The sequence below is a fragment of the Cellvibrio sp. ATLC23 genome (genome assembly GCF_057196725.1).
Window position 1 is genome coordinate 546,648 of record NZ_JBXUOS010000002.1, and the last position, 26,606, is coordinate 573,253.

Annotated in this window: 18 protein-coding genes; 3 read left to right on the top strand and 15 right to left on the bottom strand. The window is 48.0% G+C overall.

What is annotated here, in order from left to right; translation table 11 throughout:
- Nucleotides 1-47: 47 nt before the first annotated feature.
- From AC2CG4_RS05290 to AC2CG4_RS05305, 4 genes are all read right to left on the bottom strand, one after another.
- Entirely contained in the window at nucleotides 48-1,913 is a 1,866-nt protein-coding gene (locus tag AC2CG4_RS05290; RefSeq protein ID WP_484485277.1) for a glycoside hydrolase family 13 protein, read from the bottom strand.
- Between the two features lie 49 nt (nucleotides 1,914-1,962).
- A complete protein-coding gene (locus AC2CG4_RS05295; RefSeq protein ID WP_484485278.1) occupies nucleotides 1,963-3,483 on the bottom strand; it encodes a tryptophan halogenase family protein in 1,521 nt (506 codons plus the stop codon).
- Nucleotides 3,484-3,591: 108 nt separating this feature from the next.
- Entirely contained in the window at nucleotides 3,592-6,471 is a 2,880-nt protein-coding gene (locus tag AC2CG4_RS05300; protein ID WP_484485279.1) for a TonB-dependent receptor, read from the bottom strand.
- Nucleotides 6,472-6,906: 435 nt separating this feature from the next.
- Nucleotides 6,907-8,529, bottom strand: a complete 1,623-nt coding sequence (locus AC2CG4_RS05305; protein WP_484485280.1) for an alpha-glucosidase family protein — start codon at nucleotides 8,527-8,529, stop codon at nucleotides 6,907-6,909.
- A gap of 454 nt (nucleotides 8,530-8,983) precedes the next feature.
- Here AC2CG4_RS05305 and AC2CG4_RS05310 point away from each other — a divergent pair, with 454 nt between their 5' ends.
- Both AC2CG4_RS05310 and AC2CG4_RS05315 read left to right on the top strand, forming a co-directional pair.
- The gene (locus AC2CG4_RS05310) at nucleotides 8,984-11,386 is read left to right on the top strand and encodes a glucan 1,4-alpha-glucosidase (RefSeq protein ID WP_484485281.1); all 2,403 of its coding nucleotides are present in this window, start codon (nucleotides 8,984-8,986) and stop codon (nucleotides 11,384-11,386) included.
- Between the two features lie 130 nt (nucleotides 11,387-11,516).
- Nucleotides 11,517-12,989, top strand: a complete 1,473-nt coding sequence (locus tag AC2CG4_RS05315) for an MFS transporter (protein WP_484485282.1) — start codon at nucleotides 11,517-11,519, stop codon at nucleotides 12,987-12,989.
- Nucleotides 12,990-13,054: 65 nt separating this feature from the next.
- On the opposite strand, the gene AC2CG4_RS05320 is transcribed toward AC2CG4_RS05315, so the two are convergent.
- From AC2CG4_RS05320 to AC2CG4_RS05365, 10 genes are all read right to left on the bottom strand, one after another.
- The gene (locus AC2CG4_RS05320; protein ID WP_484485283.1) at nucleotides 13,055-13,348 is read right to left on the bottom strand and encodes a type II toxin-antitoxin system RelE/ParE family toxin; all 294 of its coding nucleotides are present in this window, start codon (nucleotides 13,346-13,348) and stop codon (nucleotides 13,055-13,057) included.
- Nucleotides 13,349-13,588: a type II toxin-antitoxin system ParD family antitoxin gene (locus AC2CG4_RS05325; protein WP_484010553.1), complete on the bottom strand. Its 240-nt coding sequence runs from the start codon at nucleotides 13,586-13,588 to the stop codon at nucleotides 13,349-13,351.
- Between the two features lie 94 nt (nucleotides 13,589-13,682).
- Complete coding sequence (locus AC2CG4_RS05330; RefSeq protein ID WP_484485284.1) at nucleotides 13,683-14,723, bottom strand: LacI family DNA-binding transcriptional regulator; 1,041 nt, start codon at nucleotides 14,721-14,723, stop codon at nucleotides 13,683-13,685.
- 213 nt (nucleotides 14,724-14,936) lie between these two features.
- On the bottom strand, nucleotides 14,937-16,127 hold the full coding sequence (locus tag AC2CG4_RS05335; protein WP_484485285.1) for an ABC transporter permease: 1,191 nt from the start codon (nucleotides 16,125-16,127) through the stop codon (nucleotides 14,937-14,939).
- A 2-nt stretch (nucleotides 16,128-16,129) separates the two neighbouring features.
- Complete coding sequence (locus AC2CG4_RS05340) at nucleotides 16,130-17,287, bottom strand: ABC transporter permease (protein WP_484485286.1); 1,158 nt, start codon at nucleotides 17,285-17,287, stop codon at nucleotides 16,130-16,132.
- 2 nt (nucleotides 17,288-17,289) lie between these two features.
- On the bottom strand, nucleotides 17,290-18,024 hold the full coding sequence (locus tag AC2CG4_RS05345; protein WP_484485287.1) for an ABC transporter ATP-binding protein: 735 nt from the start codon (nucleotides 18,022-18,024) through the stop codon (nucleotides 17,290-17,292).
- 212 nt (nucleotides 18,025-18,236) lie between these two features.
- Nucleotides 18,237-19,460, bottom strand: a complete 1,224-nt coding sequence (locus tag AC2CG4_RS05350; protein WP_484485288.1) for an efflux RND transporter periplasmic adaptor subunit — start codon at nucleotides 19,458-19,460, stop codon at nucleotides 18,237-18,239.
- A gap of 214 nt (nucleotides 19,461-19,674) precedes the next feature.
- Nucleotides 19,675-20,589, bottom strand: coding sequence for a hypothetical protein (locus AC2CG4_RS05355; protein WP_484485289.1), 915 nt, complete (start codon nucleotides 20,587-20,589; stop codon nucleotides 19,675-19,677).
- A gap of 113 nt (nucleotides 20,590-20,702) precedes the next feature.
- Nucleotides 20,703-21,260, bottom strand: coding sequence for a single-stranded DNA-binding protein (gene ssb / locus AC2CG4_RS05360; RefSeq protein WP_484485290.1), 558 nt, complete (start codon nucleotides 21,258-21,260; stop codon nucleotides 20,703-20,705).
- Between the two features lie 97 nt (nucleotides 21,261-21,357).
- Nucleotides 21,358-22,746 (bottom strand): MFS transporter, encoded by a 1,389-nt coding sequence (locus AC2CG4_RS05365; protein ID WP_484485291.1) that lies wholly within the window; start codon nucleotides 22,744-22,746, stop codon nucleotides 21,358-21,360.
- 185 nt (nucleotides 22,747-22,931) lie between these two features.
- Between AC2CG4_RS05365 and uvrA the strand changes: the two genes are divergently transcribed.
- Nucleotides 22,932-25,805 carry an excinuclease ABC subunit UvrA gene (uvrA, locus tag AC2CG4_RS05370; RefSeq protein ID WP_484485292.1) on the top strand — a complete coding sequence of 958 codons (2,874 nt, stop codon included), beginning with the start codon at nucleotides 22,932-22,934 and terminating at the stop codon, nucleotides 25,803-25,805.
- A 370-nt stretch (nucleotides 25,806-26,175) separates the two neighbouring features.
- Here uvrA and rplQ read toward each other — a convergent pair whose 3' ends face one another.
- Nucleotides 26,176-26,568, bottom strand: coding sequence for a 50S ribosomal protein L17 (rplQ, locus tag AC2CG4_RS05375; RefSeq protein WP_062059535.1), 393 nt, complete (start codon nucleotides 26,566-26,568; stop codon nucleotides 26,176-26,178).
- Between the last annotated feature and the right edge of the window lie 38 nt (nucleotides 26,569-26,606).

The following is a 26,606-nucleotide window of genomic DNA, read 5'->3' on the forward strand; positions in this document are numbered from 1 at the left end:
CAGATTAGCCATTACCAATACCAATACCAATACCATTCGATTTTTTATTATTCCAGTTCAATAATCAGCGCTGACCTTGCTTTAAGTTGTAGTGGCTTGCTGATATCCACCGCGCGACTGCCAAGTACATCCACCGCTTTTTTCCTACCCTCCAAGAATTCTCTATACGCCAGCAAATGGTGTGTTATGTCTTGTTTGTTTTTGTTTAACAAAACCATCACCGCTTTATCATCCAAATAACGGACGTACACATAAACACCATTTTCTGGAGCATAGTGGCGCAACTTGCCGCGATGAATAACCTCGGAATTTTTCCTCCAGGTTAATAATGCTTTGATAAATTGTTGCGCATCGCTTTCTTCGGCGGTTAAGCCTTTTCCGTTAAACGCATTTTTTACATCGCCGCGCCAACCGCCCGGCATATCGGCGCGCACTGCACCATCGTCGCGTTCGCGCGGGCTGGTCAATAAAATTTCCGAGCCATAATAAAATTGTGGAATGCCGCGCATGGTAGCCATATACACCATGGCCATTTTGAATAAACCAACATCCTCATTGAGGTAGGAATAAATACGCGAGGTATCGTGATTCTCTGGAAAAATGACCAAATTAAATGGCTCAGCATAGAGAAAATCATTGGCGAGCATTTCGTACAGGCGAATAAAACCTGTGTCCCAACCTTCTGCTTCATTAAGTGCAGTGCGTAAAGTGTCGTGAATGGGAAAATCCATCACACTGGGCATATAGGAGACATGACCACTTTTATTTTCTTTGCCGCGCTGCCAATGGGCTACCACAGCAGGATTGTTGCTCCACTCTTCACCGACAATATTAAAATTCGGATACTCATCCATAATGGCTTTTGCCCAGTGCGATAAAAAATGTTCGTCGGCATAGCCATAGGTGTCTTCCCGAATACCGCTTAAACCGGCGTATTCAATCCACCACAAACTGTTTTGAATTAAATACTTGGCAAGCTGCGGATTGCGCTGATTCAAATCCGGCATGGATTTAACAAACCAACCGCCGACAAAGCGTTCTTTGTCGGCAGCGGCGGCATAAGGATCTTGAATGACTGTGCGACGGTGGGTGGTTTCCGTAAATTCGCCTGGAAAGTTAAGCCAATCTTTGGCAGGCATATCCGCCATCCACCAATGTTTTGAACCTATATGGTTCAGCACAATATCCTGAATAACACCTATGCCTTTTTGTTTGGCTTTGCGCGCAAACTGTTGAAAGTCTTTATTCGTTCCATAACGCGCATCGATCAAATACAAATCCGTTGCGGCATAACCGTGGTAAGAATATTCCGGCTGATTATTTTCCGTGAGCGGATTGGGCCAGACTTGGGTAAAACCCATGTTGGCGATGTAATCTAAATGCTGGGTCATGCCCGCAATATCCCCGCCGTGACGACCACCTTTAAATCCGCGATTGGGCTGTTCGGTTAAACCGGCTACGGCATCGTTATGCGGATTGCCATTGGCAAAGCGGTCGGGCGTAATTAAATAAATAGCATCTTTAGCGGAAAACCCTTGTCGCTGCGCAGAATTTTTATCGCGCGCCAGCAATTCATAATTAAACCGACTTTGGGTTTTGCCATTCACTTGAAATTGAATTGGAAATTTTCCGGGCCTGGCATTTTCTGCAATATCAATAGTGACAAATAAGTAATTGGGGTTATCGGTTTTTACCAGCGACAAAATCTTCACGCCGGCATAATCAATCTGCGGTTGTGTTGCACTGATATTTTCGCCGTGCACCATCAATTCAACCTGATGGTATTTCATGCCCACCCACCAGTTGGCAGGTTCCAAATGTTTTATCGTGTAAGTATTTTCGGCCAATACACTAACGGGGAAAAACAATGTAAACAGCAACGTTAGTACGCCGATGCGAGAACGGTTATTCATGGGTGAATATTCCTTGATTATTATAGTCGCGCAGTTAATGCCCACTTAATTAAGTAGAAATCATTGCCGCTTTTGCCAGCAGCGCTAGCTGTTCACTATGAGGTTTAAAATTCAGGGCACAGCCGCGCACATAGCGCTGGATGTCAGTTAAGTCGTATTGATGAGCCAATTCGTTACCCGGCTTTAGCTGTGCTGGCGTAGGGTATATCCCCTTGCCTGCCAACAGGCAGCTCCAAGACACATTGGGAAAGTAAGCATCGAGTTTTTGTCGTTCCAACTCATCGGTAATATTTTTACCTTGCACCCAGCTCAACAAAATCGCGCGCAGCGAATTCGAAATTTTTTCATTGCGGCTATTTTCAATCCAATAATCCGTATCCTCGCGCGAGGAAATACGGTAGTGGCAAACGATATAATCGCGCACCGCATCAAAGCGGGAATTAATACGCTCATTAAATTCCTGACGATATTGATCGCTGTAATTGCCGTTATTGTAAGCTTCAATAAAACGCGCAACGGTTTCTTGCACCATATCCAATGCAGTGGCTTCCAGAGGTTCAATAAAACCCTGCGCTAATCCCACCGCCAAACAGTTTTTGTGCCACTGCTCAGCTACACGCCCCACTTTGAATTTCAGGTGCCGTGCTTCCACATCGGCATCCAATAAATTCAAATGCGCGCGAAATTCGGTTTCGGCTTTATCTTTATCGCAAAAATTCGAGCTAAATACATAACCATTGCCATTGCGATGCATGAGCGGAATTTTCCACGCCCAACCATATTGCAATGCAGTCGCGATGGTTTGCACTTCAATCTGCGCTTCTTGCGGCGTGGGGAAAACCACCGCAGAATCATTAAACAAAGTATCCGCACAACTGATAAACGGCACCTGCAAGGCTTTTTGCAGCAGCTCACTATTGAAGCCCGTGCAGTCTACAAAAATATCTGCAGCCAACTCTTGGCCATCGCGCATTTTGAGTGAACGAATACTGCCATCCTCGGCCAAGATCACTTCCTGTAAAGTTGCTTGAATATATTTAACGCCTTTGCGCGCCGCCACTCTGGCTAAAAATTTACCCAAGAGTGAAGAGTCAAAGTGATAACCATAATTTATTTCAAACGGAAAATTTTCCGGTGTGACGGGTGACAACTTTTGCCGCGCTAATTCAGTCGCTAAAAAAAAGTGATTGGGGTGTCCATCCAAATCGACACCATTGCGACGCAAATGACTGTTATGAAAAAAAGCCGGCGCGCTGAATTCATCTGGCTGGGATAAAAAGGGATGAAAATACTCGGTAAATCCGGGCTTGATTGACCAGTCTTTAAAGGTGATACCGGTTTTATAGGTGGCTTTGCATTCGGTCATCCATTCATGCTCTTCCACCCCGATCACATCCATGAAACCTCTTAACGGCGGGGTTGAACCTTCACCTACACCGATAATGCCGATATCCGGTGATTCCACCAGCGTGATGTCAAAACCTTTGTCTTGCCAGTGAGTCGCCATCAAATTCGCTGTGATCCAACCCGCTGTACCACCACCTAAAATCAGTACACGTTTGCCATTCATAACAACACCTTTTTTGTCGCCGCCATTTAGTAAAAAAACCGCCCGTCAATTCGGCTCGACGGGCGGTTCCTAGTTGTCGCTGGAGTTCCCCAGTGTTACTTCAGGCTATTAAAACTTGTAGTTCGCACCCACATAGAACTGACGACCAAAGGTTTTGTACTCACCTAAACGATTGTCTGCACCGTAAGAAAGCACCACAGCTTCGTCAGTCAGGTTAGTGACTTCAAACACCACATCGATGCCATTATCAAACGCATAAGACGCTTGGTAATCCATAGTGGTGTAGGCCTGACCAAGAACCGGTGTTGAGCTGCCGGGTACCGGCATGTTCAACACATATTCATCCCGGTAGCGCATGTTGAGGTTAGTGCTGAACTGGCCAATATCCCAGAACGCCGTTACCGACCATACATTTTCCGAAAGACCCGGCAATGAGAGTTTTTCCGAGAACAATGAACCACCGGTAATTTCCATTTCGCTCTGTGTGAAAGAATAGCTTGCAGTAGTACCTAAGCCAGAAAAAATACCGGGCAATGTATCAAACGTATAAGTACCCGCTAATTCAAGACCGCGAATGTAACCGCCCTTCTCGTTGTTGACTGCAGTGTTGTAGGTACCGGCAACCATGCCTGCAGGAATAACTAAACCATTGGCCTGGAAGATAGGTAGCGTGTCTTCCACCACCACAACTTGGCCGCTGCTATCCAATACTGGATTGCCATTGCCATCGCGTTGAATAACCGGATTGTAGGAAATGTTTTCCACCAAACTTTCAATATCTTTCCAGAAACCGGCAAGGGTGATGGCGCCGCCGTTGTCAAAATAATGTTCGTAAGACACATCAAGTTGATTTGCGCGGAATGGATCAAGGTAAGGAGAACCTTTGGTCCATACGTTGTATTGGTTGCCGCCGCGATCACCGCCGTTCCAGGAACCGGCACCACCTTTTAATTGACCTGCTGGTGGGCGACCCATCACTTTTGCTGCAGCAAAACGCAATACATCGTTATCGCTTAACTCAAAGTTCAAGTTCAAACTTGGCAAGGTATCGCTGAATTCCGGACCGTATTCAACGTACTTGTAGTTAGTTTGCGTTACACCAACATCATCGGTAATTGATTCACCATTACCTGCTCCGACGTTTTGTACACCTTTGGATTTGACATCGGATTTAACATAGCGCACACCGACGTTACCGGTCACTGGTACGCTGCCCAATTCGGTTTCCAAATTAACCATTACATAGAATGCATCGGTTTGTTCTTCCAGTGCACCCGATTCAACAAAGGTCCAATCGCGACTGAATATTTGTTTGCCTTGATAATTGCCCGGGCCAAACAACTCATCGGCCAGACCTTGCATGTTCACCACAAAGTGATCTGGCGCTCCATCAACTGAACCCACCGAAACAAAACCATCTATATCTTGTGGCATACAGGCAACAAAAGGTTCGGTGATGTTGTCAGCGCAATAAGATTGCCAATTGCCGCTGCCATCGACATAGTTGAACTGGCCATCGCGTGCACCATACAAGAAAGTACCGCGACGCGAATCAAATACACGCTCGGAAACACGCACACCAGCCTCAACCGATTTGATAAATGGCATTTCCAAATCTTGTTTAACATCGAGCTTGAAGCTTTCCACTTCGTCGGTGTAAACGTGTGGATATTCCTCGTAGCGCGACAAACGCATATTAGAGCTGGTCAGCAAATCAGGATTGTTAAATGAAATCGTTGGTGTTTTTTCGCCATTCTCGGTAATCGAAATGGTTTGACCGGCCAGTTCTTCCCAAGTCGCGCCTGTTACACTCGCGCCATTCAAGTTACCCGTCGCTGTACCAAATTGGTAAGCGTGCATAGAAACCAAACGGTCTTTACGGGTTTTGTCGCCCTTACTGTTGGTGTAATCCAACGTGAGCTTGGTAGTGTCGGTAAGATTAAATTCCAGATTTAAACCCAAACTGTCTGAGTCGGCATTGGTAGATTGATCTTCGGTGCGCGCTTCAATCCAAGGTGAAGAATCGCCAGTGGTTTTAGGGTTGCCAATGCTGATTACACCATTAGTCGCAGTCGCATTTGACAAGCCGCCCACAGTTACACCATGACGCTTGTCTTCTGATTCAAACTCAGATTTAAAATAATCTATTTGCGCTTTGAAAAAATCATTCGGTTGAAACACAGTGGTCAGCATAAATGCATCGCGCTGATCATCGCCGTAGCCGGTTTGAAATTGATAGGCACGGGCAAAATCGGAATTGGCAGAGGCATAACCAATCTGGCCGTCAGCACCTGCACGCGAACCTTCAAAATTATTGGGCTGGGTCAGGCTGGAATAACCCAGTGCAACACCCAAAGTGTCATCCAAAAACTTGCCTTGATAAGAGAGGCTGTAACGCTCACCTTGATCATCGCCAGTCGCGTCATTGTTTTTCGACAAACGCACACCGGCGTTAAAATTGTGCTCTTTCGCCGCCAACAATGGGTTAACAGTTTTGAGTTCAACAACCGCTGCAACACCACCTTCTATGTGCGAAGCCTTTGGTGATTTGTACACCGCCGCCTGACTAATCAACTCAGCGGGGTATTGGTCGAATGACATCCAGCGCAGACTTTCAGTGTAAGAACTGGTAGTCGCTTGCTCGCGGCCATTCAAGGTGGTTTGAATAAAGTCGCCATTCATACCGCGAATATTTAATTGCGATGACTGGCCAGAATCGCGCACGGTAGTGACGCCTGGAATGCGACCCAGCGCATCGGCAATCGACACTTGCGGCAGGGAACCTACCGCACTCGCATCGACCACATCGGCAACCACATCTGATTGACGTTTAGTTTCAATCGAGTTGAGCAGTGTGGCGCGATAACCGGTAACCGTAACTTCTTCGATTTGCTCAGCAGCTTGCTGTGCGTAAACAGTTTGTGAACCCGACACCAGTGCCATTGTGGTGGCCAGCGCGAGCATGTGGTTGAACGATTGCTTTTTCATGAGGTTTCTCTCCGCAGAGGTATAACTTTTATTGTTAACATTGTCTGTAAACGACTCTTGTTTCAGGCGACAAGCACAAAACAGAATGGTTCTGTCGTTGAAATGATAGTAGGCCTTACCCAGCCCCCCTCACAATAGAATGCATACGTATTCAACACACCGCATACGTATGCATTCCAAAAAAACAAATCAATAACAGCGTGTGTTTTACAGGCTTAAGCCTAGTTGATGAATTTTTTCCAGCCAGAATTTGAACAATAGAAAGCAAATAAACAGTGGTGTTTACAGCGCATATAGAAATAACGACTGAAAGAGGAAGATAAAGAGGAAAAAAAAGAGGGCAAAAAGCCCTCTTAAAGCGAGACCAACAATAAAACAACTAAGGGGAGGAACTACAACAGCAAAACAACTACAACAAAAAAACAACAGAAAAAATCAGATAATTCGGGAAATCAGCGCACCAAAAGCAGGCAGCTCAAGCGTGTCGCCAATGGCATCCATTGACACCAAACCATGCCCTTCAATCGCCGCCAAACTATAAGACTTATCAAGCGACACTCGCTGTGACATATTGGCAAAATTAAACGCACACAAAAGCGCTTGATTTTCATAGCGACGAATAAACACCAAATAATCCTGCGCATCAGCAACAAATTCTATCTCGCCCAAACGCAACGCTGGCTGCTGTTTACGCCACCACATAAAGGTACGATACGCATTGAGTATTGACGCACTATCATCATCTTGCAAACTCACTGCGCGCTCTTTGTGAGCTGCGGGAATAGGCAACCAGGTTTTTGCTTGCGCAAAGCCTGCGTGAGTTTCCGTGTGGTGCCACGGCATAGGTGTACGGCAGCCATCGCGACCTTTAAAACGCGGCCAAAAGGTAATGCCATAGGGGTCTTGCAATTCGTGCTGCTGAATTTCCGCTTCAGGTAAACCCAACTCTTCACCTTGATAACTGCACACACTGCCGCGCAATGATAATAAAAGTGCATTGAGAGTTTTAGCTAATTGCGGTGACTGCTCGGTGCCGCCCCAACGCGACATGACGCGCACCACATCGTGATTGCCGATTGACCAACAAGGCCAACCTTCAGATAAGTTTTTCTCCAGGGTTTCTACGGTTTCGCGAATATAAGAACCCGACAATTGATCGACCAACAACTCAAAACTGTACGCCATATGCAGGCGCGCATTACCAGCGGTATATTCGGCCATGGTTTTCAGCGAGTCTTCCGAAGCGATTTCACCGAGTGTAACGGCACCAGGGTAACGGTCCATCAGCTCGCGCAAGGATTCTAAAAACTGCAAATTTTCCGGGCGGTCGCTATCGTATATATGGCGCTGGAATGCGTAGGGATTGTCTTCGCGGAAGCCGCGCCCTCTGCGCTCTTCAATCGGTTTGGCAGGATTGTCGCGCAGCAATTTATCGTGGAAGCAAAAAATAATTGCATCCAAGCGCAGGCCATCGACACCGCGTTTTAACCAGAACTCCACCTCTTCCAAAATTTGCGCGCGTACCGCATCACAGTGGTAATTCAAGTCTGGCTGGGATTTTAAAAAATTGTGCAAATAGTATTGGCAGCGGCGCGGCTCCCACTCCCAAGCCGAGCCACCAAAAATCGCCAACCAGTTGTTGGGCGGAGTGCCATCGGGCTTGGGGTCGGCCCACACATACCAATCGGCCTTCGGATTATCGCGCGACTCGCGGCTTTCCAAAAACCAGGCGTGCTGGTCCGATGTATGGCTCAATACCTGGTCGATAATAATTTTAATGCCGCGCGCATGAGCCTCAGCAATCAACCTGTCAAAATCAGCCAAGCTGCCAAACAGAGGATCTATATCGCGGTAATCGCTAATGTCGTAACCAAAATCTTTCATAGGCGATTTAAAAAAGGGTGACACCCAAATCGCATCCACACCGAGGCTGGCGATATAATCGAGCTTGCTAATAATGCCGGGGATATCGCCAATACCGTCATTGTTGGCGTCCATCAAACTGCGTGGGTATACCTGATATACCACCGCGCCGCGCCACCAGGGATTTGTTGTCATTGCAGAAATCTCTACTTTTTATTGATTTGCGAACTGATTGATGACGAACTGAAATGCTGCATCGCCATCAACCCAACATCGATTCTGTTTCCGATGTACACACCATACGCGAGCGCTATTTTTTCGCCAAGTGACTACATACGTATGCAAGCCGCCGAACAGTAAATTCCGCGCAAAAAGCGCATAGAATACGTATTCATAAACACATAGATTTTTTCACTGAAGTAAAAATTCTGAACTAGTCTTGAATGCATACGTATGCAGGCTGAATACGTATGCACGCACTTGAGTTGATTCTAGCCAAGGCCTAATGTGATGAAAGAGTCATTTCTGCTATGACAGCCAGCGCTTATATCCAAGCGTTACACAACCTTTAATAGCCGCAGATGACCAAGAATACAAAACAGCAATAACATCTTTTAATACAGTCAATTTAAAACACGAGAGTCTTGTCATGAAAAAAAATATTTTAGCGCTGGTTATCAGCAGCAGCCTGTTGTTATCTGCCTGCTCGGATCATTCATCGACAAGCTCTGGCGCTGCCGCCGATGCAGCCGCCCCCGGCGCCCCCGGCAATCCATCGGTGTGGGCTTATGCGGGAAAAACAGGAATAGGCACATCGTACGAACAATACACCAATGGCGCTTACCGCGACTCAGGTGCGACCGGCACCATATCCAAGGTCTGGTTTTCTATTGCACAGGGCGTGCTCACCGAAACCATGTACGGTTTGATTCACCAAGCGCAACTGCAGGAGCTGCAATTTTTTATTAAAGGTCAAGACTTTCTCGATGAAGAAAAGAAAGACACAGTTTCCACCACCAACTATTTAGCTACTGATGCGCAAGGGCGCCCACTATCCCTTGCCTACAAAATTATTAACAAAGATAAAAACCAACAATATGAAATTGAAAAACATTTTTTTACTGACCCGGATTCGCAAAGTTTAATGATGCGTGTGCAATTTCGCGCACTGGCCGATGACATAACTCCTTACGTTTATGTAAACCCTGCAATCGCCAATACCGGTAGCAACGATAGCGCAGCTTTTAGCAATAACAGCTGGACCGCCACCGATGGCGACAACAGCATGACCTTAAAAACCAGTGCGCAAGTTGTGCAAAGCACCGTGGGTTTTGAGGGAACGTCCGATGGTATAACCGAATTAAAAAAATCCGGCACGCTCGGCAAGACCTATGCAACAACCGGCGCAGAAAAAGGCAATGTCGCATTCACTTTGCAACTACCGGCAATGAAAAAAGGTGAAACTGCGCAGTGGGACTTTGTCTTGGGTTTTGGTAAGAATTCAACTGAGAGTCTGGCTTCAGCCGACAAAACCCTAGCGCGCGGTTATGACAAAGTGCTCGCGCATTACAACGGCGATGGCGATGCGATTGGCTGGCAGGATTTTTTACAAACGCTACCCGCGCTAGAAAAATTATCTGCAACCGCAACCGACGGTGGAAAACTACTCTACACCAGCGCGATGGTATTAAAAGCGCAGGAAGATAAAACTCACGCCGGTGCTTTTATCGCTTCGCTCTCCAACCCTTGGGGCGATACCAAACCCGCCGAGCAATCGGCCACAGGATACAAAGCGGTATGGCCGCGGGATTTTTATCAGGTAGCGATGGCCATGCTGGCGCTGGGCGATAATGAATCGCCACGCATTGCATTTGAATATTTACAGCAAGTGCAAGCGAGCGAAAAAATTGCTGGCTACAGCGGTACACCCGGTTGGTTTTTACAAAAAACTCACGTTGATGGCGAACCCGAGTGGGTAGGTGTGCAGCTCGATCAAACCGGCATGCCGATTATGCTCGGCTGGCGCCTGTGGAAAGAAGGCATCTTGAGCGATGCAGAAATTACGCGCTGGTATCACAGCATGCTCAAACCGGCTGCGGATTTTTTAGCGGACGGCGGCAAAGTTAAAATCATGTGGAATGACACTGAAATCAAACCACCCTACACCCAGCAAGAGCGCTGGGAAGAACAAAAAGGTTATTCACCCTCCACCACCGCCGCCATTATTGCCGGTTTGGTGTCAGCCGGTGACATAGCTACTCAAGCGGGCGATGCCGCAGGCGCGGAAAAATATTTCGCCGCAGCCGATAAATATTCCAGTGAGTTGGAATCGCTCACCTTCACCACCAACGGTTCATTAACCGGCGAGATGGGCAATGGCAATTATTATTTACGTATTAACGCCAATGATGACCCCAACGATCACTCCGCGCTTGGTACCAGCAACGCGCAAGTCATTAACGATGAATCACAAGTTGTCGATGGCGGATTTTTGGAATTGGTGCGCTACGGTGTACGCGCCGCGAATGATAAACATATCCTTGAAACCATTCCTGAATACGACAATCAACAACTGCCCGATTTGTTGCGCGTCAAATACGAATTTACCTTCCCCGGTATTGAAGGCACATTCCCCGGCTGGCGCCGCTACGGTATCGATGGTTATGGTGAAGATCTGCAAACCGGTTTTGGTTATGTTGAAGCGAATAACTCCAGCGAAGGGCGTGGGCGCGTGTGGCCGTTTTTCACCGGCGAGCGCGGGCACTATGAATTGCAACTGGCCAAAACCAATAGCGCTATTGATATGGACAAACTGCGCAATACTTACGTAAAAGCGATGGAATTATTTGCCAACGAAGGCATGATGCTGCCCGAGCAAGTGTGGGATGGCATCGGCAGCAATGCCGCCTACAATTATCAAATTGGTGAAGGTACTAACGGCGCAACACCGCTCGCCTGGACCCACGCGGAATACGTGAAATTATTGCGCAGCTACAGCGACGGCAAAGTATGGGATCGCAACGCAAGCACTGAAGCGCGCTATGTGAAATAGTTGCTGTAATTAAATTACGCACGCCGATTTTATCGGCGTGCGTATTCTTTTTTGATCTATCAATTCCTCTATTACAAGACCCATAAATAAATTAACAACACCAATAAATTTATAACAAAGGCAGCACACGATGACGACAAAACAACCCACTCTCCCCTTCTGGCAAGTCTGGAACGTCAGTTTCGGCTTCTTAGGGGTGCAACTTGGCTTTGCATTACAAAATGCTAACGTCAGCCGTGTGCTCTCCGATCTCGGCGCGGATTTACATTCGCTCTCACTTTTCTGGCTCGCAGCGCCGATTATGGGTTTATTGGTGCAGCCTATTGTCGGTGCTGCATCTGATCGCACCTGGAACCGCGTTGGTCGGCGCCGCCCTTATATTCTCGGTGGTGCGATTGCAGCTGCTATCGGCATGTTATTAATGCCTAACGCCTCGCTGTTTGTTGCGTTTATCACCCCCATGTTATTTGGCGGCTTGATGCTGGCGTTAATGGACGGCGCGTTTAACGTGACCATGCAGCCGTTTCGTGCGCTGGTGTCCGATATGGTGCCCAATCAACAGCGTACACTTGGCTATTCAGTACAAGCCCTGCTAATTAATATCGGCGCAGTGATTGGTTCCATCTTACCTTTTGTGCTCACCAATATTATCGGTCTCGACAATACCGCCGCAAAAGGTGAAGTAGCGCCAACGGTCACCTGGGCGTTTTATATCGGCGCTAGCGCTTTATTTCTCACGGTGCTCTGGACGGTAATTCGCACTAAAGAATACGCGCCGGTTGATTACAATCGCTACAAAGGCCTCACTGCCGCCGTAGCGCCAGCAATTAAACCATCGCTCGCTGTACGCCTTGGTAATTTCTGGCAATTATTTATCAATATGCCGAAAACCATGCGCCAACTCGCGGTGGTGCAATTTTTTTCCTGGTTTTCATTATTTATTATGTGGGTTTATACCACTCCGGCGATCACCCAATATATTTGGGGCATAGAAGCCAAATGGTTTGATGCCGATTATTTACATTCACTCGATGTAATCCCACCAGAAATAGCAGCAGCCAAAGGTGCAGCGGGAGATTGGGTCGGCATCATCTTCGCCGCCTATTCATTATTTGCCGCTCTATTTTCGATTGTACTTACCCGCATCGCGAATCGCTTTGGCCGCAAGTTCACCTACTCCCTTTCGCTGCTTGCCGGTGGATTGGGTTATATGAGCTTTTTATTATTTCAAAACGCAGACGTTGTGCACGTGAATTTGTGGTTAACACAGGTGGATGTACCACAAGGCGCGCTGAATTTATTAATCCCCATGATCGGCGTCGGCATCGCATGGGCCGCAATACTCGCCATGCCCTACGCGATTCTCGCCGGTTCACTCCCCGCCGATAAAACCGGTGTGTACATGGGAATATTTAACTTCACCATCGCCGCACCACAAATTGTTTCCGGTCTAGTCGCAGGGCAAATCGTGAAATATATATTTAACAACGAAGCGATTTATATTTTAGTGCTCGCCGGTGTGTGCATGATACTCGGCGCAATTTCAGTGTATTTTGTGCAGGATGCGGGAGAGGAAAGTGATTTGGTTGTGCAGGGGCATTGAAACAAAATCGAAACATAAAACCCCTGCCGTTTATTAAACGACAGAGGTTTTGATTTTTTATCGTGTTAGATATGCGAGTCTATATCCATGTTCTTGTGCAGAACTCTTACGATTAAGATTCCATTTACCTCATTTTTCTTGTAAAAAATAATATGGCTTGCGTGCGGGAACTTTCTATAACCTGCACGAATATTATCACACGCCAAACCTGCATCAAAATTTTCACTGAGCAATCTGAATGCATCATCTAATTGTTTGATATACAAATTTCGCTGTGTTTTCCCCCAGCGATTCTGGGTGAACAATGCGATTGCACGCAGATCTAATTTCGCATCTTTACTAAGTTGAAATAATTCCATTTACGATTTCTGTTCATCCAATTCAGCAAGGAAATCCTTGTAGTTATAATCAGCAACACCGCTCTCTTCACCTTGAATCAGCATTTGCCGCAGGACTTGTAGTTTATTTTCCGAGTCTTCCAATAAACGCAAACCAGCCCTGACAATTTCACTGGCGGAGCCATAACGCCCCGACTCCAATTGCGCACTTATAAACCCGTCAAAGTGATCACCTAGGGTAATACTTGTGTTTTTAGCCATAAATCCCCCATAAAATACCTATATTAAGTATTTTATGGTACCTGGAGATCAATATTCAAGCGGGTATTGCTTATATCTTCAGTTAAACATGACCCTATTTCTTAACCGGCTTCGCCCCACAAGAACCGCGCACTATTAATTTGGCGGGTAATAACATCGACTCTGGACGCTCTCCTTCGACCAAGAGCAATAAGTTTTCTACCAGCAATTCGCCAGCGAGCAAGGTGTCTTGCTGCACGGTGGAAAGTGGGGGATAGGTGTAGGAGGCCATGGGAATATCGTCAAAGCCCATCACTGCAACATCTTGTGGAATATGCATACCCGCTTCTTCCAATGCTTTCATCGCGCCTATGGCGATCAAATCACTCGCGCCAAAAATGGCATCAAACGGCAGGCGGCGCTGCAACAAACTGAGGGTCGCTTTGTAGCCTTCTTCTTCCGAAGTTTCGGCGGCAACTTGCAATTGAGGATTCACTGCAATGCCCGCTTCTTGCAACGCTTTGCAGAAGCCGCGATAGCGATCAGAAAACTCGGGACTGTGTTCAGAGACATCGCCAAGAAAGGCGATATTTTTGCGTCCAAGCGATAATAGATGCTGCGCAGCGCTGTAGGCGCTATTGAAGTTATCGCAGCCAATTGAAACACCTGGCTGACCTTCAAGTACTGGCCCCCAGGTAATAAAGTGTGCGCCGACTTCAGTGAGATAGGTGAGTTTTTTTACAAAAGTTTCATAGTCGCCATAACCCAAAAAGATAATGCCATCGGCGCGATTGGCATCTTCATAATCCGCATGCCAGTCCTCACTGAATTGCTGAAAGGAAATCAACAAATCGAACCCGCGACTCGCGGTTGCGCGAGTGATACTACCGAGCATGGATAGAAAAAAGGGATTGATTAAGGAGTTGCCGGTGCCGTGATCTTCGCACAATAAAAGTGCAATCGTTTTAGTCTGCTGGGAACGCAGGCAGCTCGCGTTTTTATCGACTTTGTAATTCAATTCGCGGGCAATTTGCTGAACTTTGAGGCGTGTTTCCAAGTTAACTAAGGGGCTGTTACGCAACGCGCGGGAAACGGTGGACTGGGACACCCCGGCACGAAAGGCAATATCAAAGGATGTGGGTTTATCGTCTTTCAACTTGTTTACCCTCGCTGTGATTCCATTTTTGTTGTAATTGTTGTTTTGCATATTTATGCAATAAGGGAGCGATACTACATCAACCCCCTTTTTACGTACAGCATGCAAGAATAGCCCAGCACAGACCAAATATTGACCTGCAGCGCAAAACTGCCAGCCATAAAAAAGCCGCTGACAGGCAGCGGCTTTTACCGGAAAACCCCTAAAGATTATCTACACTTCGCGCAATGCCGTCGCCACCGGCAAGCGGGCGGCGCGAATGGCGGGGAAGAAGCCGCCGATAAAACCGATCACTATTGCAAATACAACACCTTGAATTAACAGGTCCGGGGTGACGGCAAAATCAAACACTACCTGACTGAAGCTGGCAAAATTTAAGGTGGAGACCGTGTAACCATTAAATACCAGATACACAATCAGCGAGCCGATCAAACCGCCGATCACCGCTAGCACCAGCGATTCAACCAAGGTTGAAATAGCCACCGGTGTTGAACCAAAACCAATTGCGCGCAGCGTAGCAATTTCGCGGGTGCGGCTGGAGACTGAGGTATACATAGTATTGACTGCACCAAAAATTGCACCGAGCGCCATTAAAAATGCGAGCGGGTAGCCCACCATTTTAATAAACTTACTCAGCGGTTCTGATTGCTCGGCGAGGTAATCTGCCTCGCGTTTTACATCCAGATTAAATTTTGGATCTGCTGCGATGGCTGCTTTTATATCTGCAAAGCCATTTTTATCGTCCAACTTCGCGCGCACGATTTGATAGCTGTTGCCACGGCGATAGGCATTTTGCAAAATTTTTGCATCACACCAGAGTTCAGATTCGGCCAAACCGCCGCCAGCCTCAAACGCACCGACCACTGTCCATTGATTTTGGCCAAACTTCACCACCGAGCCGACCGCCAAATTGGCAAATTGTGTTTGCGCTGCGCGGCCGACAATCAATTCATTTTTGCCCGGTTCAAAATTGCGCCCTTCAATAATCTTGAACGAATTGCGCACTTCAAATGCCATAGGTTCTACACCGCGCAGTGGTGCATTGGCATTGGTGTCTTTGTTGCGCATAGGAATATCAACGATCACAAATAATTCCGGCGAGCTGAGCGGTTTACCATCGAGTTTGGCGATGCCGGGCAAGTTAGCGATTAGTTGGGTTTGGTCATAACCCATGCCGCTACTCATCTCCGAGGTTGCGCCCGCGCGCATTAGAATTAATACATCATCGGCGCCGGCGCTCACCATAGTGCGCTGAAAACCGCTGGCCATTGAGAGCACCGCAATAAACACCCCCACCACACAGGCCACACCAAAAACAGCAACAGCAGAAGTGCCCAAGCGCTGCGGTAAATTGCGCAAATTCATTAGGGTAACAACAATAATTTGAGTAATTGCATTAAACATAATTAACGCCTCCGCAATGCTGCAACAATATTAAGCTGCAAACCTTGCAGCGCGGGAATAATGCCGGTGAGCAGGCCAAACAAAAACATCAGGCCTACACCGAACAACAGCATGGTATTGGATAGGGTTAAACCCGGCAGTGTAGCGGCCATGGATTCTGCCGCGCCGGTAATAAAAAATTTCGCCAGCACTAAGCCTGCAAGGCCGCCGATAAGCGAAATTAAAATCGCCTCTGACAACACCATTAGCATCACCGCGAGATCGGAAAAACCCAGGGTTTTTAAAATCGCTAACTCTGGAATGCGCTCGCGAAACGATTGTGCCATGGTATTGCCGGCAACCAGCAACATAGTAAAAAACACAGCACCGAGAATTAACGTAGTGATTAAACCTATATCGCCAAATTGTTTAGCAAAAGATTTGGCGAACTCTTTTTCGCTGCTGGTTTTGGTTTCGGCAGGAGAGTTGGCAAACAGCGCATCGATAGCGGCAGCCACTTGGGCAGATTGTTTTGGATCGCTTACGCGAACAATCAACCAGCCCAAATCACCCTTGCCGTACTGACGCGCCTCATCAAAATAAGCGTAATGCATGAGCATGGCACTGGTATCGGCACTTTTGCTTTTCGCTTCATAAATACCTGAAATTTCAAATTCCCATGTGGTGCTGCCACCCTCGCGCGGAAACATACCTTTTAACGAAACCCGATCGCCAATGTTCCATTTAAAGCGATCCACCAATGCTTTTCCGATCACCACACCAATGCGATTTTTTTTCCATGCCTGCATTTGTTCATCGGGCAAGCTGATCATTTCTTTATAAATCTCAAAATAATCTTCCGCGATAATCGGAAATTGCGGAAATTGATTTTTAGGTTCTTGATAGTAACCACCAAACCAATTGGCAGAGGTCGCTTTATCGACACCCGCAAGTGCTTGCACCTTGGGCAGATAGGACTCAGGCAGGGGCTGGATCAAACTGATTTTATTAATGCTGACCAAGCGGTCTTCACCGGCGATTTCTGCGCCCTGATCAAATGCTGCGGCCAAACTGCGCAGTAAACCAAATAATAAAAACGCGATCATGATGGAGAGCAGGGTCAGTGTGGTGCGCATTTTTTTGCGCCCCAAATTACTCAATAGAAATTGCAAGTAGTACATGATTAGTGCCCCCCTGCATTGCCATTATTATTGGTGACCAGCGAGCCCTTATCCATATGCCAGGTATGGCGCGCGTGTTCAGCGGCGCGTGGATCATGGGTCACCATGATGATGGTTTTTTGCTGTTGCTGGTTGAGGGTTTGCAAGAGCGAGAGAATTTCATCCGCAGTCGCGCGATCTAAATCACCGGTCGGTTCGTCGCACAACAACAAATCCGGATCGCTTACCAGTGCGCGGGCAATTGCAACACGCTGCTCCTGCCCGCCAGACAATTCACTGGGGTAGTGTTTGGCGCGATTGGACAAACCCACCAATTCCAATGCGGCTGCCACATGCTGCTTGCGCTGCTTGCTGGACAAATTGGTCAACAAGAGCGGCAGTTCGACATTTTTTTCGGCGGTTAATACCGGCATCAAATTGTAAAACTGGAAAATAAAACCTACGTGACGCGCACGCCATTTGGTTAACTGCGAGGAGGACATTTGATCCAACCGCTGGCCGCCAATCATTAATTCACCGGCACTGGGTTTATCCAAACCACCCAGCAAATTTAACAGCGTGGTTTTACCTGAACCCGAAGGCCCCATCAGCGCCAAAAAATCACCGCGATGAATATCTAAATTGAGATTCTCTAATACGCTGACTTGCTCTTTACCTTTTTTATAACGCTTACCTACTCCTTTTAATTGAACCAGCAATTCATCGGCAACCAATGTTTGGGATTCGAGCGCAGTCATAGATCCTCCAGGAAGTTAGACCAGAATTAACAGACAGTTTTAGTCGAGCAATTTTCAATAAAAAATCGGCAAACAAAAAAAGACGGAAAATAAACAATAGAGCGCGGTTTAATTAAAATAGCTTTTGAACAAACAATTTTTACAGCAAGCTTATTGTTATTAGCCTGCCTCAACTCCATAGAGGAGCGAGGCAGTTATCAAAAATGATGACGTTATTGCAACTCCACTTTCACGCCGTCTTTTACTTCCGGGGTGATATTGACAATAAAATCCTCACCCGGGCGCAGGCCAGTTGCGATATAAACATCGGTGCCGTAGCTTGCTTTGAGTGTCACTTTACGCAACTCGGCTACGCCATCTTTTACCACAAAAATAAATTTATCTTCCTCTTCAGAGCGCACAGCACTAATCGGCACACGCACCCCCAGCGGCTCTTTGGTTTGCTCTTCGACCACCGGTTCGGCATTCATAAATGCAACCTTCACCCCCATATCGGGAAGAATTCGCGCATCGCTAATTTGAAAACCGATGCGCACTTTTACCGTTGCCTTTTGGCGATCAGCGGCGGGAATAATGGCGATAACTTTGGCTGGAATTTTCCAATCGGGATAAGCCTCTAACACCGCTTGCACAAATTGATCGACACGCACGCGCTGAATGTAAGATTCATTGACATCGACCTCAATTTCCAGCGAGCTCATATCGACGATGGTACAAATACCGGTGCGAGTAAAACCGCCGCCCGCCGAAATAGGTGAAATCATTTCACCTGGCTGTGAATCCTTACTAATAACCACACCGGTAAAAGGTGCGCGCAAGGTTAAGTCATCCAAATTTTGTTGCTGCAAGGCCAAGCGTTTTTCACTCACGATAATGTCGGCCTGACGCGATTTTAATTGTGCATTCAGCGATTCAAAATCTGCGCGCGCTTTATCTAATATTGCTGTGCTCACCAGCTGACGGCGCGCCAATTCAGTGTTGCGCTCCAAATTTAATTTGGCCTCGGTTAAACGCGCCTGAGTTTCCGCTACATAGGTTTTAGCCGAGTGCAATTCTGCTTTACTCAAATCCCATGATCTACGGGTATTGGAATCATCTAACAGTGCAACCACCTGATCTTTTTCGACCTGCTGCCCCTCTTCAATATAAATCTCGGCAACTTTGCCCGTCACTTTTGAAGACACAGTGGCAGTGCGGCGAGCGACTACATAACCGGTGGCATCCAATACTGTGGCAGAAGAAGAATCGGGCACCGCCATGCGCGCCATTTCGACTTGTACTTTGATCGGTGCTGGGTCACTCAATAAACTGATGCCCACCACTACAGCAGCAACAGCTGCCGCTATGCCAATCCACAAGCGAGCCTTATGATTGGATTCATCTGGGTGGTCGCGATTAATACGCAGTTGCGATAGGAGTTCGTCTTTATTCGTCACAATATGTCCTGTTCGTTGGCGGCGGAAGGAAAACCGATAAAGGTGTCGCGCAGCATTATCAATCAATATCCGCACCTGAGCCTAGAGGTTTTCCCAGTACCGCAATGATCCTTAGGCTGGGATATTTTTATGACCTCAGAATAGCCCTGCAGATAGCGATATCACAGCAGCCAATGTCATGAGATAGCAATGACATTTCTCACTCACTCAAGACTTACAACATAGACGTAAAGTCGGCCATCTCGCTCGGTAAAATGGGATTCTTCAAGTTGATCATCCTGCGCGCCGGTATATCTACTTCTAATAAATCAGCGGCAAAATAGCGTTTAAAAATACCATCGAGCACACCATTGGCACTGATCGTTTGTAAACCCTGCATCACGCGCTGCGCTAGGAGTTTATTATCAGGATTCACATAAAACACCAAAGGAAATGGATAAAAAACAACAAGCGAGGATTCGACAACCAGTTTGCCCGACGCCGCCGCGCGCTCGGCAAACACACCAGTCACTTCGTTTGCACCAAAGGTGACATAATCAAATTCGTTATTTTCCAGACGCACAAATAAATCATCGAAGCTGCCCTTTTCTTCTACTCGGTAACCATTGTGGCGAAACAATTCTGCATCCGCCCAAGTGCTAGGAATGCCCATGCGTAACGCTTGCAATTGTTGGGCGGATTTAATTGCCGCAAACTTTTCTTTGTCTTCCGCGCGAATAATTAGAATTCGGTACCCCAACAAACCCTTCATCAATGGCAGAGGAATAAGATTTTTCTTTTCATTTGCTAATTTGGTATTGCCCGCCACAGTGCCAAAAATATCAAAACCTTTGCTTCGAAATACGCTGGCTTCGTCGGCGGCGAGCGGATAGTCCGTCAGGTCTTCTTGCAGTTGCCACTGACCGTGTGATGCAACAGTCGCAGCAAGCGCGGCTTGCAGCACTTCGCGCTCATACTGCTGACGCGATTGGGTTTTATTGCCGTTCCATAATTTGATTTGCGCAACACTAGCGCCACTCGCCGATTTTTCTGCGGCGAGCACAGTGCAGCTCCACAAGCAAATCATCGATACGACAAACAGTTTTTTTATCTTGAACAGGGACATGAAGGATTGTGAATAGGCCGACATAAATGAATCTCCCAATAATTATTGTGGTGTTGATTTGAACCCGCCAGAAACAAAACAGGGCGCAACTTGTAACAAGCGCGCCCTGTTAAAGATAACAAACTGTGAATCAACCACTAAAAGGGAATATCGTCATCAAACGAATCAAACCCTGCAGGCTGTTGTGGCGCACTGTGCTGCGGTGCCGGTTGTTGTGGCGCGCGCGCAGGCTGCTGATAACCACCTTGATTATTGCCTGCAGGGGCATTGTTGTACTGGGGAGTTTGATCAAAACTGTTGGCGATTGCCGCTGCGCCCATACCGGCGCCACCGCCCATGCTGCTGCCTTGGTTGTCGCCGCGACCGTCGAGCATTTGCATTTCATTGGCGACGATTTCAGTGGTGTAACGATCGGTGCCATCTTGCGCTTGCCACTTACGGGTGCGCAATGAGCCTTCGATATACACCTTGGAGCCTTTCTTCAGATATTCGCCCGCGATCTCGCCCAGACGATTGAAGAATACAACACGGTGCCATTCGGTGCGCTCTTGCGGTTGACCGGTATTTTTGTCTTTCCAGGTCTCAGAGGTGGCTACACTGACGTTGGTCACGGCGCCGCCGGAGGGCATATATTTCACTTCGGGGTCTTGCCCGATGTTGCCGATCAAAATAACTTTATTAATACCGCGAGCCATGCTGCATTCCTCTTGATTGTCCGAGTATCCGCCTTCTGTCGTTACAGTGCGGCATTCAGGTTGATGGGTTGTTGCCCCGTGCGGAGCGCAGGATACTTTACACTTCCGCCACAATCGCCGCCAGCTGTTTGCGATCAACACGGCGCTGATCCACTTTCAGGTAAACGGTATTTTCCGAGGCGACAATCACCACCTCAGCCACGCCATCTACCGCACGCAGTTTCTCCGCCAAGACTTGATGGTTTTGCCCACGCAGTGGAATGAGCACACTGGCTAGAAACTCCGGCGGTTTCATCGACCAGGCGACTGCCAACCAAATCAATACCAACCCTGCATTGAGCAAGAACACGGCGTTTGCGCCCTGCGTTTGCAATAACCATCCTCCCAAAGCACCGCCGCCAAATACGCCGAGCACTTGAAAGGTGGAGTAAATCCCCGTCGCAGTTCCCTTGGCGCCAGCCGGGGCAATTTTGCTGACCATTGACGGCTGGGTCGCCTCCAGAATGTTAAAGGCGATGAAGAAAACAAACAGCACTAGCAATGCGGCAATCCGGCTGCCGCCAACCCACATCAGCGCCAATTCCGCCAATAACAGCAGGGACACCGCAATCAGAAATACGCCTTTAATCTTGCGGCGCTTCTCGGCGATGATCACAAACGGCAGCATTAAGACAAAGGCGAAAGCGAGCAGCGGGAAGTAGACAAGGCCGTGATACTCACGTGCGATCTGCAATTGATCTTGCAGCAGCAGCGGCAGCACCACAAAACTCGACATAAGCACAAAATGCAGCACAAAAATCCCGACATTCAACCGCAGCAACTGCGGATGCATAAGGGTATCGCGCAGCAACCCTGGCACCGCTACCGCCTCGCGCTTGGAGCTGGTGGTCTTGGCCACATCGGGTACCAGCTGCAGCAGAATATAGATCCCCACCACGCCCAAAATGGCCGTCAGCCAGAAGATCGCCCCTACTCCGCCCCACGCCGCGAGCAGCGGCCCGACCGTCATGGCAACCGAGAAAGAAACGCCTATCGACGCACCAATCGTGGCCATCGCCTTGGTGCGATTTTCATCCGAAGTAAGGTCGGTCAACAGCGCCATCACCACTGCCGATATTGCCCCACCGCCCTGCAGGATACGCCCGAGAATCAAACCGTATACCGAGTCCGCCAGGGCCGCGACCAAACTACCCAGCACAAATACAATCAAACCCGCGAGGATTAACGGCTTGCGCCCGATACGGTCAGACATAACCCCAAATGGAATCTGCAGCAGCGCCTGACTAAAGCCATAGGCACCCAAAGCCAAGCCGAGCAAAAAAGGGCTGTGATGCGCATATTCAGTGCCATACAGCGCCAATACCGGCAGCAGCATAAACAGGCCAAACATACGAAAGGTGTACAGCGCCGCCAACGAGTAGACCACCTTGCGTTCAAAGGTGACAGACGCGGAATGGACAGTTGCAGTCTCAGTAGATTCTTGCATGGGATCAGATGTCGGTAGAGGTGAATAAAAGCGTCAATTATTAAAAGGCCGACAGTGTACCAATTCAAGCCGCCTGCGACCTGTAAATCCTGCGCAAGATTGGATTAATTGCCCTGCTGACATCTGCTGGCAATCTATTCACGTATAATCGCTCGTTTTGAATGACCATAGGCGGATTGCAGTAGATGGACAAAATTATTGTCAGGGGTGCACGCACTCACAATCTCAAAAACATTGATCTTGATATCCCACGGGACAAGCTTGTGGTGATTACCGGGCCGTCTGGTTCGGGCAAGTCGTCACTGGCGTTTGATACGCTTTACGCCGAAGGTCAGCGCCGCTATGTGGAATCCCTTTCTACTTATGCGCGCCAATTTTTATCGATGATGGAAAAGCCCGATGTCGATCATGTGGAAGGCCTGAGCCCTGCCATCTCCATCGAACAAAAATCCACCTCGCACAACCCGCGCTCGACCGTGGGCACCATCACTGAAATTTATGATTATCTGCGTTTGCTCTATGCGCGCGTAGGTGAACCGCGCTGCCCGGAACATGGCGCCCCCCTTACCGCACAGACGATTAGCGAGATGGTAGACACCACGCTCGGACTGCCAGAAGGCACCAAACTCATGTTGCTGGCGCCGGTGATCCGCGATCGTAAAGGTGAGCACCTGCATGTCTTTGAACAACTGAAACGTGATGGTTTTATTCGCGCGCGCATCGACGGCATTCTCTGCGACTTGGATGACACACCAAAACTCGACAAGAAAAAGAAACACACCGTCGAAGTTGTCATCGACCGTTTTAAAGTGCGCGAAGATTTAAAGCTGCGCCTGTCGGAGTCGTTTGAAACGGCGCTGAACTTATCGGAAGGCATTGCGTGCATTAATTATATGGACGGTGAAGCACCCGACCGCTTGTTTTCATCCAAACACGCCTGCCCGATTTGCGACTACAGCCTGACCGAACTCGAACCGCGCCTGTTCTCGTTCAACAATCCTGCGGGCGCTTGCCCCACATGTGACGGTTTGGGCGTACATCAATTTTTTGATGAAGATAAAGTCATCCAAGATACGGCGCTGAGTCTTTCTGAAGGTGCGATTCGCGGCTGGGACAAGCGCAATGTCTATTACTTTCACATGCTCGCCTCACTCGCCAAACACTATGCATTCGACGTGAACACCCCTTGGGCAAAACTCAAAGCCAAACAGCGTGAAGCGGTGCTGTACGGCTCGGGTGAAGAGATTATCGAATTTAATTACATCAATGATCGCGGCGATGTGTACAAACGCAGCCACAGTTTTGAAGGCGTGCTGACCAATATGGAGCGCCGCTATCGCGATACTGAATCCAACTCTGTGCGCGAAGATCTAACCAAGTTTTTATCCAGCCAGCCTTGCCCTGAGTGTGAAGGCACACGCTTGCGCGTAGAGGCGCGCAATGTGTTTATCGATGAGCGCCCGCTCCCCAGCATCACCGAAATGCCAGTCGCCGATGCTTACGATTACTATATGAAGCTGGCTTTCACCGGGCGCAAAGCAGGCATCGCCGATAAGATTCTGAAAGAGTTGCGCGACCGCTTCCGTTTTTTGGTGGACGTGGGTTTGAATTACCTGACCCTCAACCGCAGCGCTGAAACCCTCTCCGGCGGCGAAGCACAGCGCATCCGCCTCGCCAGCCAAATCGGCGCTGGCTTGGTGGGCGTTATGTATATTCTTGATGAGCCGTCCATCGGACTACATCAACGGGACAACGAGCGCCTACTCAAAACCCTCACCCATTTGCGCGATATAGGCAATACCGTGATTGTGGTGGAGCATGATGAAGATGCCATCCGCCAAGCCGATCATGTCATCGACATTGGCCCAGGTGCGGGCGTACACGGTGGACAAGTTATCGCCCAAGGCAACGTCAAAGCCATCATGGCCAATAAGGATTCGATTACCGGCCAATACCTGAGCGGCACAAGGTCGATTGCCATTCCGGAAAAGCGCCATCCATTCGATAAGACGCAGATGCTGCGTCTCGTTGGCGCCAAGGGTAATAACCTACAAAACGTTACACTGGAAATTCCAGTAGGACTGATGACCTGTGTGACGGGTGTTTCTGGCTCGGGCAAATCAACCCTAATCAACGCTACGCTCCACCCTCTGGCAGCAACCGCACTGAATGGTGCGACCACTTTGACACCCGCGCCTTATGAGTCAATCGAAGGAATGGATTTGTTTGATAAATGCGTGGATATCGACCAGAGCCCGATTGGTCGCACACCGCGTTCAAATCCTGCCACCTATACTGGCATCTTCACGCCAATTCGCGAATTGTTTGCTGGCACTCAGGAATCGCGCTCACGCGGTTATCAACCCGGTCGCTTTAGTTTTAACGTGAAAGGCGGCCGCTGCGAAGCCTGTCAGGGCGACGGTGTAACCAAAGTAGAAATGCACTTTTTGCCCGACGTTTACGTTCCCTGCGATGTCTGCAAAGGTAAACGCTACAATCGCGAAACACTGGATGTGAAATACAAAGGGAAAAACATCAACGAAGTTTTGGGAATGACAATTGAAGATGCACGCGCATTCTTTGATGCCGTCCCCTCCATCGCCAACAAGCTGCAAACACTTATTGATGTTGGTCTGTCCTATATCTGCTTAGGACAGTCAGCAACAACCTTGTCCGGCGGCGAAGCACAGCGGGTAAAACTGGCGAAAGAATTATCCAAACGCGACACAGGAAAAACGCTCTACATTTTGGATGAACCCACAACCGGTTTACATTTCTACGACATCCAGCAATTGCTCAACGTACTGCATCGCCTGCGCGATCACGGCAATACCGTTGTGGTAATCGAGCACAATTTGGATGTGATTAAAACTGCAGATTGGATTGTTGATTTAGGGCCGGAAGGAGGGAGCGGTGGAGGCCAGATTATCGCAACAGGAACACCAGAAGAAATAGCACAATTAACACATTCACATACTGGGCGATTCCTTGCCCCGATGTTGAATGTCGTCACAAGTAAAAAAGCCAAGCTCGCTAAGAGCGAAAAAACAAAAGCATAATTTACTAAAAAGAAAAATAGGGGCTTTGCTTCCTGCAAGCCCCACTGCTTCCTGCATGGGCACACCGATCATCATGATCGTGCAGTATCCTTACTCATCATTTGTACTTCCCTAGAAAAGTTTCATCCTAAAACTTAATCCTCTAATCACAACTTCCTGTTCTGATTAGCATCCCTGTGTTGAACATTTTAGCGATTTTCTAATCTTAAAGAAGTCGACAATGGCTGAAACTTTTGTGCGACATTGACTATAGAACCAAGCAGACAAATGTGACTTGTGAAGCAAAATCAGAGACATAATCATTTGTTTCTCCAAAAACAAAAAGGCCAAGCATTGCTGCTTGGCCTTTTTGTTAGCGATTGCTAAACGCTTATTCAGCGTCTACAGCAACTTCAACAGCTTTAGCTGGACGATCAACCAACTCTACATAAGCCATAGGCGCCTTATCACCAGCACGGAAGCCACATTTCAAAATACGAACGTAACCACCTGGACGGGTGTTATAACGCGGGCCAAGCTGGCTGAACAACTTACCTACAGCTTCTTTGCTATTCAAACGTGCGAATGCCAAACGACGGTTAGCAACGCTATCTACTTTAGCCAAAGTAATCAAAGGCTCTGCAAAACGACGCAATTCTTTTGCTTTTGGCAAAGTAGTTTTAATCAATTCATGCTCAACCAAAGAAATAACCATGTTACGGAACATGGCTTTACGGTGAGATGCATTACGGCCTAATTGACGACCACTTAATTTATGACGCATGAGATATACCCTTCAAAAATGGATTGCTAAATGCAATC

Excerpts from the sequence above, each read along its gene's own strand:
- AC2CG4_RS05290 (WP_484485277.1), bottom strand. The coding sequence starts at position 1,913 with ATGAATAACCGTTCTCGCATCGGCGTACTAACGTTGCTGTTTACATTG.
- AC2CG4_RS05295 (WP_484485278.1), bottom strand. The coding sequence starts at position 3,483 with ATGAATGGCAAACGTGTACTGATTTTAGGTGGTGGTACAGCGGGTTGG.
- AC2CG4_RS05300 (WP_484485279.1), bottom strand. The coding sequence starts at position 6,471 with ATGAAAAAGCAATCGTTCAACCACATGCTCGCGCTGGCCACCACAATG.
- AC2CG4_RS05305 (WP_484485280.1), bottom strand. The coding sequence starts at position 8,529 with ATGACAACAAATCCCTGGTGGCGCGGCGCGGTGGTATATCAGGTATAC.
- AC2CG4_RS05310 (WP_484485281.1), top strand. The coding sequence starts at position 8,984 with ATGAAAAAAAATATTTTAGCGCTGGTTATCAGCAGCAGCCTGTTGTTA.
- AC2CG4_RS05315 (WP_484485282.1), top strand. The coding sequence starts at position 11,517 with ATGACGACAAAACAACCCACTCTCCCCTTCTGGCAAGTCTGGAACGTC.
- AC2CG4_RS05320 (WP_484485283.1), bottom strand. The coding sequence starts at position 13,348 with ATGGAATTATTTCAACTTAGTAAAGATGCGAAATTAGATCTGCGTGCA.
- AC2CG4_RS05325 (WP_484010553.1), bottom strand. The coding sequence starts at position 13,588 with ATGGCTAAAAACACAAGTATTACCCTAGGTGATCACTTTGACGGGTTT.
- AC2CG4_RS05335 (WP_484485285.1), bottom strand. The coding sequence starts at position 16,127 with ATGTTTAATGCAATTACTCAAATTATTGTTGTTACCCTAATGAATTTG.
- AC2CG4_RS05340 (WP_484485286.1), bottom strand. The coding sequence starts at position 17,287 with ATGTACTACTTGCAATTTCTATTGAGTAATTTGGGGCGCAAAAAAATG.
- AC2CG4_RS05345 (WP_484485287.1), bottom strand. The coding sequence starts at position 18,024 with ATGACTGCGCTCGAATCCCAAACATTGGTTGCCGATGAATTGCTGGTT.
- AC2CG4_RS05355 (WP_484485289.1), bottom strand. The coding sequence starts at position 20,589 with ATGTCGGCCTATTCACAATCCTTCATGTCCCTGTTCAAGATAAAAAAA.
- ssb (WP_484485290.1), bottom strand. The coding sequence starts at position 21,260 with ATGGCTCGCGGTATTAATAAAGTTATTTTGATCGGCAACATCGGGCAA.
- AC2CG4_RS05365 (WP_484485291.1), bottom strand. The coding sequence starts at position 22,746 with ATGCAAGAATCTACTGAGACTGCAACTGTCCATTCCGCGTCTGTCACC.
- uvrA (WP_484485292.1), top strand. The coding sequence starts at position 22,932 with ATGGACAAAATTATTGTCAGGGGTGCACGCACTCACAATCTCAAAAAC.
- rplQ (WP_062059535.1), bottom strand. The coding sequence starts at position 26,568 with ATGCGTCATAAATTAAGTGGTCGTCAATTAGGCCGTAATGCATCTCAC.